This window comes from Arthrobacter sp. 05L44, from assembly GCF_056397605.1.
Window position 1 is genome coordinate 46,212 of the sequence record NZ_JBFTNS010000008.1, and the last position, 13,656, is coordinate 59,867.

Consider the following 13,656-nt stretch of genomic DNA (forward strand, 5'->3'; position numbering starts at 1 on the left):
ACGGCGGCCTGACGGGCCGCGATTTCCACATAGCCTGGCCGGATCCCGTCGATTTGCCCGTCTTTGAGACAATGGTCGGGTGACTGTTGTAGCAACCCCTCCCGCCCCCAAGCTGGAATTGCCGCCCCTGAAGCTGGGCCCCATCACGGTGGACACCCCCGTGATCCTGGCCCCGATGGCGGGCATTACCAACTCCGCCTTCCGCAGGCTCTGCCGGGAATACGGCGGCGGTTTGTACGTGGCTGAAATGGTGACCTCCCGCGCCCTCGTGGAGCGCACCCCGGAGTCGCTGCGCATTATTTCGCACGACGAGGACGAGAAAGTCCGTTCCGTCCAGCTCTACGGCGTGGATCCCGTGACGGTCGGCCAGGCCGTCCGGATGCTGGTGGAGGAGGACCGCGCGGACCACATTGACCTGAACTTTGGCTGCCCGGTGCCCAAGGTGACCCGGCGCGGCGGCGGTTCCGCGCTGCCCTGGAAGACGGACCTCTTCACCTCGATCGTGCAGACCGCGGTGAAGGAAGCGTCCAAGGGCAACATCCCGCTGACCATCAAGATGCGTAAAGGCATTGACGATGACCACCTCACCTACCTCGACGCCGGCCGCATCGCCCGCGACGCCGGCGTGGCCGCCGTCGCCCTGCACGGCCGCACCGCCGCGCAGTTCTACTCCGGCAAGGCCGACTGGTCCGCCATTGCCCGCCTGCGCGAAGCCCTCCCGGACATTCCGGTCCTCGGCAACGGCGACATCTGGTCCGCGGAGGACGCGGTCCGGATGGTGCGCGAGACCGGGGTGGACGGCGTCGTCGTGGGCCGCGGCTGCCAGGGCCGCCCGTGGCTGTTCGGCGACCTGATGGCAGCCTTCGAGGGGAGCGACGTCCGCCACACCCCGGCCCTCCGCCAAGTGGCCGAAAGCATCTACCGGCACGCCGAGCTGATGGTCGAGACCTTCGGCGACGAGGGCAAGGCCCTCCGCGAGATCCGCAAGCACATGGCCTGGTACCTCAAGGGCTACGTGGTGGGCAGCGAGCTGCGGAACCGGCTGGCACTCGTGACCAGCCTCGAGGTCCTCCGCAGCACCCTCGACGAACTCGACCTCGACTCGCCGTACCCGGGCGCCGACGCCGAGGGCCCGCGCGGCCGCGCCGGCTCGCCCAAGAAACCGGCCCTGCCCAAGGACTGGCTGCTCAACCGGAGCCTCGATGCCGAGCAGTCCCACGAGATCTCCTTCGCCGAACTGGACGTCTCCGGTGGCTGAGACCCGGACAACCGCGCCCGTACTCGATGGCTACGTGGACCGCGACTGCGCCCGCTGGGTCGAGGAACCGCCCAAGAGCACCTACCGCTCCGACTTCGAACGCGACCGCGCCCGGGTGCTGCACTCCTCGGCGCTGCGCCGGCTCGGGGCCAAAACCCAGGTGGTCGCCCCGGACACTGACGACTTCGTCCGCACCCGGCTCACCCACAGCCTCGAGGTGGCCCAGGTGGGTCGCGAGCTCGGCCGTGCCCTGGGCTGCGACCCGGACGTTGTGGACACCGCCTGCCTGAGCCACGACCTCGGCCACCCGCCCTTCGGGCACAACGGGGAGTCGGCCCTGAACGAGGTCGCGCACGCCATCGGCGGCTTCGAAGGCAACGCCCAGACGCTGCGCCTGCTGACCAGGCTCGAACCCAAGGTCCTCGCCCCGGACGGCCGGCCCGCCGGCCTGAACCTGACCAGGGCCAGCCTGGACGCCGCAGCCAAGTACCCGTGGTCCGCCGAGGACGCCCCGGTCATCCACGGCCAGCGCACCAGCAAGTTCGGCGCCTATGAGGACGACCTGCCGATCTTCGAATGGATCCGCGAGGGCGCTCCGGAACGCCGCTCCTGCCTTGAGGCCCAGGTCATGGACCTCGCCGACGACATCTCCTACTCCGTGCACGACGTCGAGGACGCGATCGTCGCCGGGCATTTCCAGCTGCGCTGGATGGACAACCCGGACCACCGGGCACGGGTGGTGGGCTACGCCAAGCAGTGGTACCTGCCGCACAACGACCCCGCGGCCATTGACGCCGCCCTGGCGCGGCTGGAATCCACCAGTGTCTGGGTGCGGGAGGCCGACGGTAGCCGCAAGTCCATGGCGGCCCTGAAGGACATGACCAGCCAGCTGATTGGCCGGTTCTGCCAGAGCGCGCTGGAGACCACCCGTGCCGTCTACGGTCCCGAGAACCTGACCCGCTACAACGCCGAACTCATCGTCCCGGACGAGACCGTGATGGAAATCGCCGTGATGAAGGGCCTGGCCACCACCTTCGTGATGACCACCGAGCACCGGCAGCCCATCTACGAACGGCAGCGCGAAGTGCTGCACGCGCTCGTGACCGCCCTGAACGCCAGCGGCGACCGGCACCTGGAACCGATGTTCGCCGCCGACTGGAGGGCCGCGGAGGACGACGGCGCGCGGCTGCGGGTCGTGATCGACCAGGTCGCCTCACTGACCGACGGCTCCGCGCTGGCCATGTACGAACGGCTTGTCGGCAGCCTCCCGTCGCTGTGGTGACGGGCACCGGTGACGGCGCTCATAGGCGGCCCACCGGCGTCGCACCCGGGTACTAGGATGGCACTGTGGCCGGCCTGATCAAACGTGAAGATATCGACGAGGTACGCCAGCGTACAGACATCAAGGAAGTCGTCGACGGCTATGTGACCCTCAAGGGCGCCGGGCTGGGTTCCTTCAAGGGGCTGTGTCCCTTCCACGACGAGCGGTCGCCCTCGTTCACCGTGCGTCCGCAGGTGGGCCGCTACCACTGCTTCGGTTGCGGCGAAGACGGCGACGTCATCTCGTTCGTGCAAAAACTGGACCACACATCCTTCCACGAAGCCGTGGAAAAGCTCGCCGCCAGGATCGGCTACGAACTGCGTTACGAGGACGGCGGGTCCGGGCCCAACCGTGAGGAAATCGGCCGCCGCCAGCGACTGCTCGACGCGCACAAAATTGCGGACGAATTCTTCCGCGCCCAACTGCTGACCCCCGGCGCCACGGAGGGCCGGAACTTCCTCTACGGCCGCGGCTTCGACCGCGCCGCCGCCGAACAGTTCGGTGTCGGCTACGCCCCACAGGGCTGGGACTCGCTGCTCAAACACCTCCGCGGCCGCGGCTATACCGACGCGGAACTCAAACTCACCGGCATGTTCTCCGAGGGCGGCCGGGGCATCTACGACCGTTTCCGCGGCCGGCTGATCTGGCCCATCCGCGACATCGCCGGAGACACCATCGGGTTCGGCGCACGCAAGCTGTACGAGGACGACCAGGGCCCCAAGTACCTCAACACACCGGAAACCGCGCTCTATAAGAAATCCCAGGTCCTCTACGGCATCGACCTCGCCAAACGGAATATTGCCAAGGACCGCCAGCTCGTGGTGGTGGAGGGTTACACCGACGTGATGGCCTGCCACCTGGCCGGAGTCACGACGGCGGTGGCCACCTGCGGGACCGCCTTCGGCACCGAACACATCAAGATCGCCCGCCGGCTGCTGTCCGACGACGGCAGCGGGGGAGAGGTCATCTTCACGTTCGACGGCGACGCCGCCGGCCAGAAGGCGGCCCTGCGCGCGTTCGAAGAGGACCAGCGCTTTGTGGCCCAGACCTATGTCGCCGTGGAGCCCGGCGGTTCGGACCCCTGTGAGCTGCGCCAGGCCAAGGGCGACTCCGCCGTCCGGGACCTGATCAACACCCGCCGTCCACTGTTCGAATTCGCGATCCGCGCCGCGCTCAAGCGGCACAACCTGGACACCGTCGAGGGCAGGATCGCCGCGCTGCGTGAATCCGCCCCCGTGGTCGCGCAGATCCGCGACGCCGGCATCCGCCCCGCCTACGCCCGCGAACTGGCCGGCTGGCTGGGTATGCCGGTCGAGGAAGTCAGCCGCGCCGTGGGCGCTGCAGCCAAACGCCAGGCCCAGGGCCCGTCCGGAGGCGCGGGGCAGGCATACGGCCAGAACCCTGGTCCGAACTCCGGCCAGAACCCGGGTCAGTACGCGGGCCGCCCTGGCGGCACGGGCCCCGGTTCGGCGCCCGGCCTGGCGCCGCTGCCGCCGTCGGCCGCGCTTCCTGCCTTCAACCGGCCGGACCCGCGGGACCCCGTCGCCGCGATGGAACGCCAGGCCCTTGAGGTCGTCCTGCAGGAGCCTGCCATCCTTGAGGGTGCAACGTGGGAGCGCTTCTCGGAGGCCCGGTTCTCCACGCCGGCCTACCTGGCCATCCACGAGGCCATCCGCGCCACCGGCCCGGGAGCCATCGGCGACCCCGCCCGGTGGGTGGAGCTGCTGCTGCAGGAAGTGCCGGAGCCGTTGCGGCCCCTCGTGTCTGAACTCGCCGTCGTGCCCCTGCCGGCAAGTACGGCCGAGGCTGTCCAGCGGTACTGCCGCGATATTCTTGCCCGGCTGTTCGAGCTCCAGATCACCCGCGTCAAGGCGGACAAGATGGGCCAGCTCCAGCGCCTGGACGCCTCGGCGGACCCAGAGGCGTTCCAGCGACTGAACCGTGAACTCATGGAACTGGAGATGCAGCGGCGCTCGCTTCGGATGGACGGGTGAGCCCGCCGCGTTGACGCTGGTGCTTGCCCGTGCCGGTTTGGGGCCGATGCCGGTGGGCGGCGGGGCAGTCCGGTGGGGATCGGGCGGGGTCAATTTCGCTTCCCGGCAGGGTGTTTGCTAGGCTTATATCCGCTTCATTCCTCCTTAGCTCAATTGGCAGAGCATTCGACTGTTAATCGAAGGGTTGCTGGTTCAAGTCCAGCAGGAGGAGCGCACAGTCCCCGTTCCGGGTCACCGGAACGGGGACTTTTTGTATACCCGGAGGGGGTATCTGTGGCAGCCGGGCAGTGTGGTCAGGACGTCCGGCCCCGCCGATTTCCCTCGCGGTGAAACCTTTGCTAATGTCATACCTGCTTCATTCCTCCTTAGCTCAATTGGCAGAGCATTCGACTGTTAATCGAAGGGTTGCTGGTTCAAGTCCAGCAGGAGGAGCGGACAGGCTCCGCGGCCGGTGAATAACCGGCTGCGGGGCCTTTTTTCTTGGCTTGGACTTTGGCCGGGCTGCCAGCCGGGACGCAGGTGCGGCTCGTGGGGCGGTGTCTCAGACAAAGAACATTTCGACCTGTAGGAAGCGCTCCGCCTCGGCGACGGCGGCCTGGAAGGCTTCGTCCTCGGTGGGGGACTGGCGGGGTTCACGTGGATGCCACTCGTGGGCCGAGGAGTGCACCCGGGTGAAGCCACCCCGCGGCGGCGCGTAGAAAATGCCAAAGCGCTGTACGGGCCACTCCCTGGATGTCTCGGGCGCCACCAGGAGGGCCGAGTCGTACGCCGGGTTGTACCACTGTGCAATGGGCCGGCGCCGGTCGTCGGTGAACAACCCGGCCGCGTAGAGGGCCGCCGACTGGGGACTGGTCTGCGAGCACAGCCGGTCCCACCACAGAGGCAGAATACCGTCGTCGCACCGCTGCCACGTGGCCGGAAGGGGAGGCGGGTCCTGCCAGTCAGGCACACAACAACTTTATCGCCAGCCGCAGGCCGGGAACAGGGTAGCCCGACCCACCCGGAGTGTGGACATGTCCTGTTTCCGAGGCCACGGATGGACATGCCCCGTTTCCGAGGCCCCGGATGGACATGTCCGTTCGCGGGGCTAGCGGTTGGACATATTCGGATTATGTCCAGTGCTGGGAGCCGGGGGTGAGCATGTCCATCCGGCTGAGGGAGCATGTCCTGTCTCCAAGTTCAAGGATGGACATGTGCGTCGGAGAAGGGCGGCCGATGGGCATGTCCATTCGCGGGAGTGGGCATGTCGTGTGGCCGCGGTTAGGGATGGACATGTTGGTTCGTGGAGACCACCGATGGGCATGTCCATCCCTGGGGTCGGCAGGTGGGAGTGCCGGACGGGCTCGGGCTAGTGGATTGAGGGCACTGTCCGGGGCCGGACGATGAACCAGAGGGACCCGGCGGCCAGCAGGATGCAGCACGCCTGGACGGCTCCCATCGGGGTCGCCGAGCGGAGGCCCAGCCAGCCGACCACCGGAGAGATGATGCCGGCCATGAGGAAGGTCGCGGCCCCCAGGAGGGATGCCGCCGTGCCGGCCTGTGCGCCGTGCTTGGCCAGTGCCAGGACCTGCACACAGGGGAACGTGAACCCGGTCCCCAGGATGTACAGCCAGAGCGGGACCATGACCCCCCACAGGCCGAAGCCGAGCCGGTCGAAGACCACGATCAGTATCGCCATCGTGAACATCCAGGCCGTCGAGCAGGCCAGGATCCACTGCGGCGGGACGCGCTTGATCAGGCGTGAACTGGTCTGCACACCGGCAACGATGCCCAGCGAATTGATCCCGAACAGCAGGCCGTACTGCTGCGGGGAGAACCCGAACAGCCCCTGGAACAGGAACGGCGACGCCGACAGGTACGTAAAGAGGCCGCCGAAGTTCAAACCGCCCAGCAACAACAGGCCCACGAAGATCCGGTCGGCAAATAGGACGCCGTAACGCTGGCGGGCAGTCATTCCGGTGGTGCCCCGAAGTTCGCGCGGAAGGGTTTCACGGACCACAAACAGCGCCGCGATGATCACGCAGGTCCCGTAGCCGGCAAGGAAGAAGAAGATCCCAGGCCACGGCATCAGTAGCAACAGTTGGGAGCCAATGACCGGCGCGAGGATGGGGGCCAGTCCGTTGACCAGCGCCATGCGCGAAAACATCCGGACCATGGCGTAGCCGCTGAAGAGGTCCCGGACCATTGCCATGGCCACCACGCCGCCGCCGGCGGCTCCGATGCCCATGAGGACTCGGAACAGGCCGAGGGTGCCGATATCAGTGGACAGCGCGGCGCCGAGGGAAGCTCCGATGTGCACCGCGGTGGCCAGAATCAGCGGCAGCCGGCGGCCGAACTTGTCGCTGAGCGGACCCACCACCAGTTGGCCGAGGGCGAAGCCGACGGTGGTGCCCGTCAGGGTCAGCTGCACCGCGGCCTCGGTGACTCCGAGGCTCGCCTCCAGGGCGGGAAACGCCGGCAGGTAGAGGTCCACCGTGAACGGACCAAGGGCGGTGAGGGCGCCAAGCATCAGGATGTACAGGAGCTTGCGACGGCGGCTCAGGGAATCGCCCGGATTGGTGGGTGTATGCACAGTGGTCAATCCTAGGGCCGCTCCGGGCAAGCCACGCCGAAGGCCGCGCTCCGGCTGCGCCGAGGCCGGGCCCGGCGTAGCCGCATCGCGTCCCGCCGCCGCCCCAACGCTCGCCACCCCACCGCTTCCCGCGCGCCACGGCGGCCCGCCCGGCCGCCTGCGGGGCGCCGTCGGGAGCCTGAATGGTAGTTTTGACACCTGGGAGTGCGTGAAGCTGCGCAGACCCCGCAATCCAGCGGAAGCGGAATCACTGATGGAACCAGTTAGGCGGAACCGATGAGCGGACGGCACACCGGCACTACAGGCGGCGGGCTGCGTCTCTCCGCGCTGCCCAAGACCCTGAAACTGATCTTCAAGCTGGCGCCACGGCAGCTCAATGACGAGATCGCCTTCGCCAAGGCCGAGCTCAAACGCAAAGGCATCCAGGTGGGCGTCGCCGCGGCCTTCTTCGCCGTCGCCCTCATCTTTGTCGCATTCCTGGTCATCGGGCTCATCGTGGCCGCCATCATGGGCCTCGCCACGATCATGCCCGCCTGGCTCGCCGCCCTGTTGGTCTGCGCCGCTTTCCTGGTGATCGCCCTGATTGTGGGCCTCATCGGCTACTCCCGGTTCAAGAAGGCCATGCCGCTGCTCCCGGAGGAGACCATCCGCGGCCTGAAGTACGATCTCGGCATCGCCAAGGAAGGCTCCTCGTTCGACGCCGCCCTCCTGGACCCCAAGTCTCCGCAGGCCAAGGCCGCGAAGGCTGAAAAGGAAGCGGCCGCAGCCAAGGCCAAGGCCGAAAAGGAAGCCAAGAAGGCAGCCGAGCAGCCCGATCTGGGTCCGGCCCCGACCGAAGCCGATCTGCGCCGCCGCCTCGACCAGCGCCGCCAGCACCTCACCGGGGTCCGCGACGAGCTGGGCCAGGAACTGGACGTGAAGACGCAGGCCCAGGCACTCCTTGCCGCCACCCAGCACCGGCTCGGAGAAGGTAAAGAGCTCGTCGATGACAAGGTCTCCGGCTTCCGCGCCCAGGTCAAGGCCACCCAGGCGAAGGCACGCGACACCGCAGGCACCCCGGCCGGGGAGACCGGACCCGCGGCCGAACTCAGCAAGCGCTGGAAGCCGCTGGCCGCCCTCGCGGCGTCGTCGGCAGCCCTTGTGTTCCTGCTTCGCCGACTCCTCAAGGGCTAGGCGCTGCCCTGAACTCCGACACTAACTCGTTGCCGGCTGTGGGAAGGGGGAACAGATGAAGTTCATCGGCGCTGGCGCACGCCCCGGGCAGCCCGAGATCCACCACGACGCGGTCTTCACCCTTCCCAACCTGCTGACAGTGGTGCGCTTCCTCGGCGTGCCGCTGTTCATCTGGCTGGTGCTGGCCAAACAGGAGTACGGCATCGCAGCATTGGTCCTGGCCGTGATGGGCAGCACCGACTGGGTAGACGGGTACATCGCCCGTCGCTTCAACCAGATGTCCAAGCTCGGGCGCATCATGGACCCCATCGCGGACCGGTTGTCCCTGATCGCTGTGGCGGTCACGCTGGTGATCGCCGGCGTCGTCGAATGGTGGTACCTGACCGCTCTCCTGGTCCCGGACATGGTGCTGCTCGTCATCTCCCTCTTCTACTTCCACAGCCACCCGGATCTGCCCGTGAGCCGGATCGGCAAAATGCGGACGGGCCTGCTGCTGCTCGGCACGCCGCTGCTGGTGCTGTCCAAGCTGCCCATCCCCGGGACCGGCGCCTATTTCCTGGCGGCGTGGATCTGCCTTGGCCTCGGCCTGGTGGGGCACTGGATTGCGGCGTACAACTACTTTTGGGCGATCATCCGCAAGGGCCGGAGCCGCAAAGCCGGAGTCGCCGCGGGGGATTCCTCCGGTAACGCTGCCGGCGGGACCGACGACGGCGGTTTGCGCTGATGGTCTGGCTTGCGGTTGTGCTGGCGGTACTTGGCGCCTTTTTCCTGGCATTTGGTGCCCAGCGCCAGGGCAGCGCCGTCAAAGCCGACACCGGCGGCCTCGCCCTCAGCTCCCACGGTTTTTTCCGCCTGCTCCGTAACCCGCGCTGGGTCCTGGGCTTGTTGCTCCTGTGCACCGGAACGGCGATGAACGCCGTCGCCCTCGTGTCCGCACCGCTGACTGTGGTCCAGCCGATCGGGGCGATAGCCCTGGTCATCACCACCGTCATCAACGCCAAGGACCAGGGACTCAGCATGAACCGGGCCACAGTGGTGGCCATCAGCGCCTGTGTGACCGGCTCCGCCCTCTTTGTGGTGCTGGCCGTCAATGTCACGCAGGAAAACCACCACGTCAGCGCCACGGATGAACTCACCATCGTGCTCCTGCTCGCATTGGCTGTGGGCCTTTTCGGAACACTGGCCGTACTCTTCAAACACCGGATGAGCGCCTTCGTCTACATCCTCGGAGCCGGTGTGCTGTTCGGCTTCGTTGCCGTCCTGACGCGCATTATCGGCAAGCACCTGCTCGACCCCAACGGGCAGTTCCTGCTCAACGTCCAGTGGTACACCCTGGTGGCCATCCTCGCAGCCGGCGGCCTGGGATCCTGGTTTGTGCAGAGTGCCTACTCCGGCGGGCCGCCGGACCTGGTGATTGCGGGCCTGACCGTCATCGACCCGATCATCGGCATCGCGATCGGCATCGTGATCCTGGGCGAACTGCGCTCCGACGTCCACGCCGTGACGGCGATTGCCATGGGCGCGGCCGCTCTCCTTGCTATCGTGGGAGTGATCGCCCTTTCCCGGCACCACCCCGAGGTCACCAAGCGCAAGAAGGACGCGCGCAAGGCCGCGGGTCGGCTGTCCTAGGGGCGGCGCCACAGACTTCAGGCGCAGGCCCGGCGCCTGCACCGACGGCCAGCGGGCCTCACCAGCCCCGCTGACCGCCCCGTGACCACCAGGAGCCCTCCCCGTGACCATGCCCGTGAACGACCACCCCGACAAACCGCTGACCATCCTGATTGCGGCCGACACGTATCCGCCGGACGTCAACGGTGCCGCGCAGTTCGGCTACCGGCTGGCCAAGGGCATGACCGGCCGCGGGCACGACGTCCATGTCCTCGCCTGCCGCGCCAGCAAGGGAAAGAGCTACAGCGAGTTCCGCGACGAGGCCACCGTGCACCGCCTGCGCTCCCACTCCGTGCCGACCCACGAATACTTCCGGATCACGTTCCCATGGGAGATCAAGAAGGAAATCGGGCTGCTGTTTGACCGGATCCAGCCGGACGTAGTGCACATCCAGAGCCACTACATGATTGGCGAGCACGTCCTGTACGAGGCTGTCCGGCGCGGCATCCGCATTGTTGCGACCAACCACTTTATGCCGGAGAACCTGAACCCGTTCCTGCCCTTCCCGCAGTGGTTCAAGGACATCGTGGGCCGCGTCTCCTGGCGGGACATGGGCAAGGTGATGGGCCAGGCCGACGTCGTCACGACCCCGACGCCGCTCGCCGCCAAAGCCATGCACCAGCACGCCTTCCTCCGCAAGGTCCTGCCGCTGTCCAACGGAATCGATGCCGCGGCGTACGAGCTGCTGCCCGGCGAGGAGGCAACCAGGCACTCCAGCCCCACTGTCCTGTTCGTCGGCCGCCTCGCCGAAGAGAAGCACATCGACGTCCTGATCGATGCCGTATCCAAAACGCCGGCCAGCCTGGACGTCCACCTGGAGATTGTCGGCGGCGGCGAGGTGCGGCCCGCGCTCGAAGCGCAGGTTGACCGGCTCGGCCTGAAGGACCGGGTGAAGTTCCTCGGCCTGGCCAGCGATGAAGAGCTCCGCCGGGCCTACCTCAGCGCGGACCTGTTCTGCATGCCCGGCACAGCCGAACTGCAGTCCCTTGTCACCCTCGAGGCGATGTCCGCGTCCACCCCCGTGGTGCTGGCCGATGCCATGGCGCTTCCGCACCTGGTGCGCGACGGCGAGAACGGCTACCTCTTCACGCCGAACGACAGCGGCGACCTCGCCGCGAAGATCGAAAGCGTGCTGTCGCTGCCTGCGGACGAACAGGCGGCCATGGGCAAGGCGAGCCGCAGCATGGTGGAAAGCCACAGCCTCGGGCGCACGCTGCAGACCTTCGAAGACATCTACCGCGGGGCCAGCTACGACGACCTCGTCGTCTAGGCGAACGGCGGGGCGGCCCGACGCATCCGGGCGCTAGTGCCCGGGCCAGGCCGTCTACTATTGCTAGAGTGTTTTTGCCCGGATCACTCCGGCCCGCCACGGGTCCGGGGTCGCCGGGCCCACGGGGCTATAGCTCAGCTGGTTAGAGCGCGGGACTCATAATCCTAAGGTCCTCGGTTCAAGTCCGAGTAGCCCTACAACAATCCGGATGCACCGGACCCACCCCGGCCGGCGGGGCCGCAGCAGGCGCGCATGCGCAGGCTGCGGCCCTTTTTTGTGCCCCGAAACAGGCAGCCAGATACTTGCCAGCAGGTCCGAACCTGCGATATGTTACTGGTGAGTAACTTATCGCGGCGTGACGCCGTACCCTTTTGATCACTGCTGATCACGAGTGAAGGAACAACATGTCCAAAGCTGCAATCGACATCAACAACCTCCCCTACGCCGACGGCGACTTCTTCGCTTTCGAGCAGCTGCTCAGCGGCAAGGAGCAGGACCGGCTGGCGGAGGTGCGGGAGTTCATGGCCCGCGAAGTGAAGCCGATCGCCGTGGACTGCTGGAACCGCGGGGAATTCCCCATGGAGCTGATCCCTAAGCTGGCAGAGATCGACCTGGTCAGCCCGGTCCGCCGCCAGGGCTACTCCAACCTCTTCGCCGGCATCCTGCACGCCGAGGCCACCCGCGCCGACACCTCGATCGCGACCTTTATGGGCGTGCACGACGGGCTGTTCACCGGTTCCATCGAAGCCCTCGCCTCCCAGGAGCAGCAGGAGGCCTGGCTGCCGGATATCTACTCCCTGAAGAAGATCGGCGCCTTCGGCCTGACCGAACCTCTGGGTGGCTCCGACGTCGCCGGCGGCACCCGCACCACCGCCCGGCGGGAGGGCGACAGCTGGATCCTCAACGGCGCCAAACGCTGGATCGGGAACGCCACCTTCTCCGACTGGGTAGTCATCTACGCCCGGGACCTGGCCGACAGCCAGGTCAAGGGCTTCCTCGTGGACACCAAGACCGAGGGCTTCAGCGCCACGAAGATCGAAAACAAGATCTCGCTGCGCACCGTCCAGAACGCCGACATCACCCTCAGCAACGTTGTGGTCCCGGACTTCTTCAAACTGGCCAACGCCAACAGCTTCCGCGACACCAACAAGGTCCTCAAGGTCACCCGGCTGGCCGTAGCGTGGCAGGCCGTGGGCCAGCAGCTCGCCGCTTTCGACGTCGCCCGCCGCTACGCCGTCGAGCGCAGCCAGTTCGGCCGTCCGATCGCTTCCTTCCAGCTGGTCCAGCACCAGCTGGTGCAGATACTGGGCAACGCCGTCAGCTCGATGGGCATGATGGTCCGCCTCTCGCAGCTGGAGGACGCCGGCGAGGCAAAGGACGAACAGTCCGCCCTCGCCAAGGCGTTCACCACGGCCCGGATGCGCGAAAGCGTCGCCATCGGCCGCAGCCTGCTTGGCGGCAACGGGATCGTCACGGACTACGAGATGGCCAAGGTCTTCTCCGACGCCGAGGCGATCTACTCCTACGAGGGCACCCACGAGATCAACACCCTCGTCACCGGCCGGGCCATCACGGGCATTTCGGCCATCGTCTAGGCCCCGCCGGCCGGCGGCGATGCCCCGGCCTGACGCGGCACCACTGCGGCCCTTCATCCCGAGCCCCCCAGCCCGTCACCGGGTCGTACGGGCGGCAGCAGGATGGAGGGCCGCAGGTCCATCACGAAGGCCAGCGGGTTGACGTAGTCCTCCCCGCGCCGCACGCCCCAGTGGATGCACGGTGTACCGCCACAATGGCCGGGCAGTGAACGTCCCACCACCGCCCCGCGGACCACGGCCTCGCCTGGGTGAAGGTTGCTGGAAACGGGTTCGAAACTGCTCCGCAGCCCGCCGCCGTGGTCGATCGTGACCACCGGCCGGTCCACCACAAAACCGACGAAGCTGACCGTGCCCGAGGCCGGTGCGGTGACCGCGGCGCCGTCGGACGCCGCCTGCAGATCCACGCCCCGGTGCCCGCTCAGCCAGGGCCGGTCCGGCGGATCGAACGCCCGCAGCACCGCCGGCCTGGGGGCGAGGGGCCAGGTCCATCCTCCGGCGGGAACCGCGGTGCCTGCCAGTGCGGTGCCTGCCAGTGCGGGCGCCGCCGCCGGCGTCGCCAGGGCCAAAACGAGCAGCAGGGCTGCCGGAAATGCGGGTATCCTCATGCCGCCAGCCTGCCGCGGCCACGACCGGCCGGGAAGCCCGCGGCGGCGCTATGTGGATTCCCGTCGAGGCCCCTCCCGCAGCCCCCGGGAGAACCCCTTAACCGGTCCCTGGGTGGGGGTCCGCTGTAGTACACTTGGTGGAGCAGTTTGCTGTGCCCTCATGCCTTATGCCACTCCGAAGGTTCATTCCGATGATCCGT

Annotated in this window: 11 protein-coding genes and 3 tRNA genes; 11 read left to right on the forward strand and 3 right to left on the reverse strand. The window is 67.4% G+C overall.

Features of this window, described 5'->3' with window-relative positions; genetic code table 11:
- Positions 1-79: 79 nt before the first annotated feature.
- From dusB to AC1DHY_RS13925, 5 genes are all read left to right on the forward strand, one after another.
- Positions 80-1,258, forward strand: coding sequence for a tRNA dihydrouridine synthase DusB (gene dusB, locus AC1DHY_RS13905; RefSeq protein WP_476879273.1), 1,179 nt, complete (start codon positions 80-82; stop codon positions 1,256-1,258).
- Positions 1,251-2,540, forward strand: coding sequence for a deoxyguanosinetriphosphate triphosphohydrolase (locus tag AC1DHY_RS13910; RefSeq protein ID WP_476879274.1), 1,290 nt, complete (start codon positions 1,251-1,253; stop codon positions 2,538-2,540). Before dusB ends, AC1DHY_RS13910 begins: the two co-directional genes overlap by 8 nt.
- 65 nt (positions 2,541-2,605) lie before the next feature.
- Positions 2,606-4,573 carry a DNA primase gene (gene dnaG / locus AC1DHY_RS13915; RefSeq protein WP_476879275.1) on the forward strand — a complete coding sequence of 656 codons (1,968 nt, stop codon included), beginning with the start codon at positions 2,606-2,608 and terminating at the stop codon, positions 4,571-4,573.
- A gap of 138 nt (positions 4,574-4,711) precedes the next feature.
- Positions 4,712-4,784: transfer RNA gene (locus AC1DHY_RS13920), tRNA-Asn, on the forward strand.
- Positions 4,785-4,932: 148 nt separating this feature from the next.
- Positions 4,933-5,005, forward strand: a tRNA-Asn gene (locus AC1DHY_RS13925).
- 109 nt (positions 5,006-5,114) lie between these two features.
- Here AC1DHY_RS13925 and AC1DHY_RS13930 read toward each other — a convergent pair.
- Positions 5,115-5,522, reverse strand: a complete 408-nt coding sequence (locus AC1DHY_RS13930) for a hypothetical protein (protein WP_476879276.1) — start codon at positions 5,520-5,522, stop codon at positions 5,115-5,117.
- Between the two features lie 399 nt (positions 5,523-5,921).
- Entirely contained in the window at positions 5,922-7,145 is a 1,224-nt protein-coding gene (locus tag AC1DHY_RS13935) for a multidrug effflux MFS transporter (protein WP_476903778.1), read from the reverse strand.
- 276 nt (positions 7,146-7,421) lie between these two features.
- Here AC1DHY_RS13935 and AC1DHY_RS13940 point away from each other — a divergent pair, with 276 nt between their 5' ends.
- The 6 genes from AC1DHY_RS13940 (at position 7,422) to AC1DHY_RS13965 (ending at position 12,851) form a co-directional block, all read left to right on the forward strand.
- A complete protein-coding gene (locus AC1DHY_RS13940) occupies positions 7,422-8,318 on the forward strand; it encodes a phage holin family protein (RefSeq protein ID WP_476879278.1) in 897 nt (298 codons plus the stop codon).
- A 55-nt stretch (positions 8,319-8,373) separates the two neighbouring features.
- Positions 8,374-9,042 (forward strand): CDP-alcohol phosphatidyltransferase family protein, encoded by a 669-nt coding sequence (locus AC1DHY_RS13945; RefSeq protein ID WP_476879279.1) that lies wholly within the window; start codon positions 8,374-8,376, stop codon positions 9,040-9,042.
- Positions 9,042-9,947: a DMT family transporter gene (locus AC1DHY_RS13950; protein ID WP_476879280.1), complete on the forward strand. Its 906-nt coding sequence runs from the start codon at positions 9,042-9,044 to the stop codon at positions 9,945-9,947. The genes AC1DHY_RS13945 and AC1DHY_RS13950 overlap by 1 nt, the downstream gene beginning before the upstream one ends.
- 109 nt (positions 9,948-10,056) lie before the next feature.
- Complete coding sequence (locus AC1DHY_RS13955) at positions 10,057-11,256, forward strand: glycosyltransferase (protein ID WP_476903797.1); 1,200 nt, start codon at positions 10,057-10,059, stop codon at positions 11,254-11,256.
- Positions 11,257-11,379: 123 nt separating this feature from the next.
- Positions 11,380-11,453: transfer RNA gene (locus tag AC1DHY_RS13960), tRNA-Ile, on the forward strand.
- A gap of 207 nt (positions 11,454-11,660) precedes the next feature.
- Positions 11,661-12,851 (forward strand): acyl-CoA dehydrogenase family protein, encoded by a 1,191-nt coding sequence (locus AC1DHY_RS13965; RefSeq protein WP_476903779.1) that lies wholly within the window; start codon positions 11,661-11,663, stop codon positions 12,849-12,851.
- A gap of 53 nt (positions 12,852-12,904) precedes the next feature.
- Here AC1DHY_RS13965 and AC1DHY_RS13970 read toward each other — a convergent pair whose 3' ends face one another.
- Positions 12,905-13,456, reverse strand: a complete 552-nt coding sequence (locus AC1DHY_RS13970; RefSeq protein ID WP_476878716.1) for a murein hydrolase activator EnvC family protein — start codon at positions 13,454-13,456, stop codon at positions 12,905-12,907.
- Between the last annotated feature and the right edge of the window lie 200 nt (positions 13,457-13,656).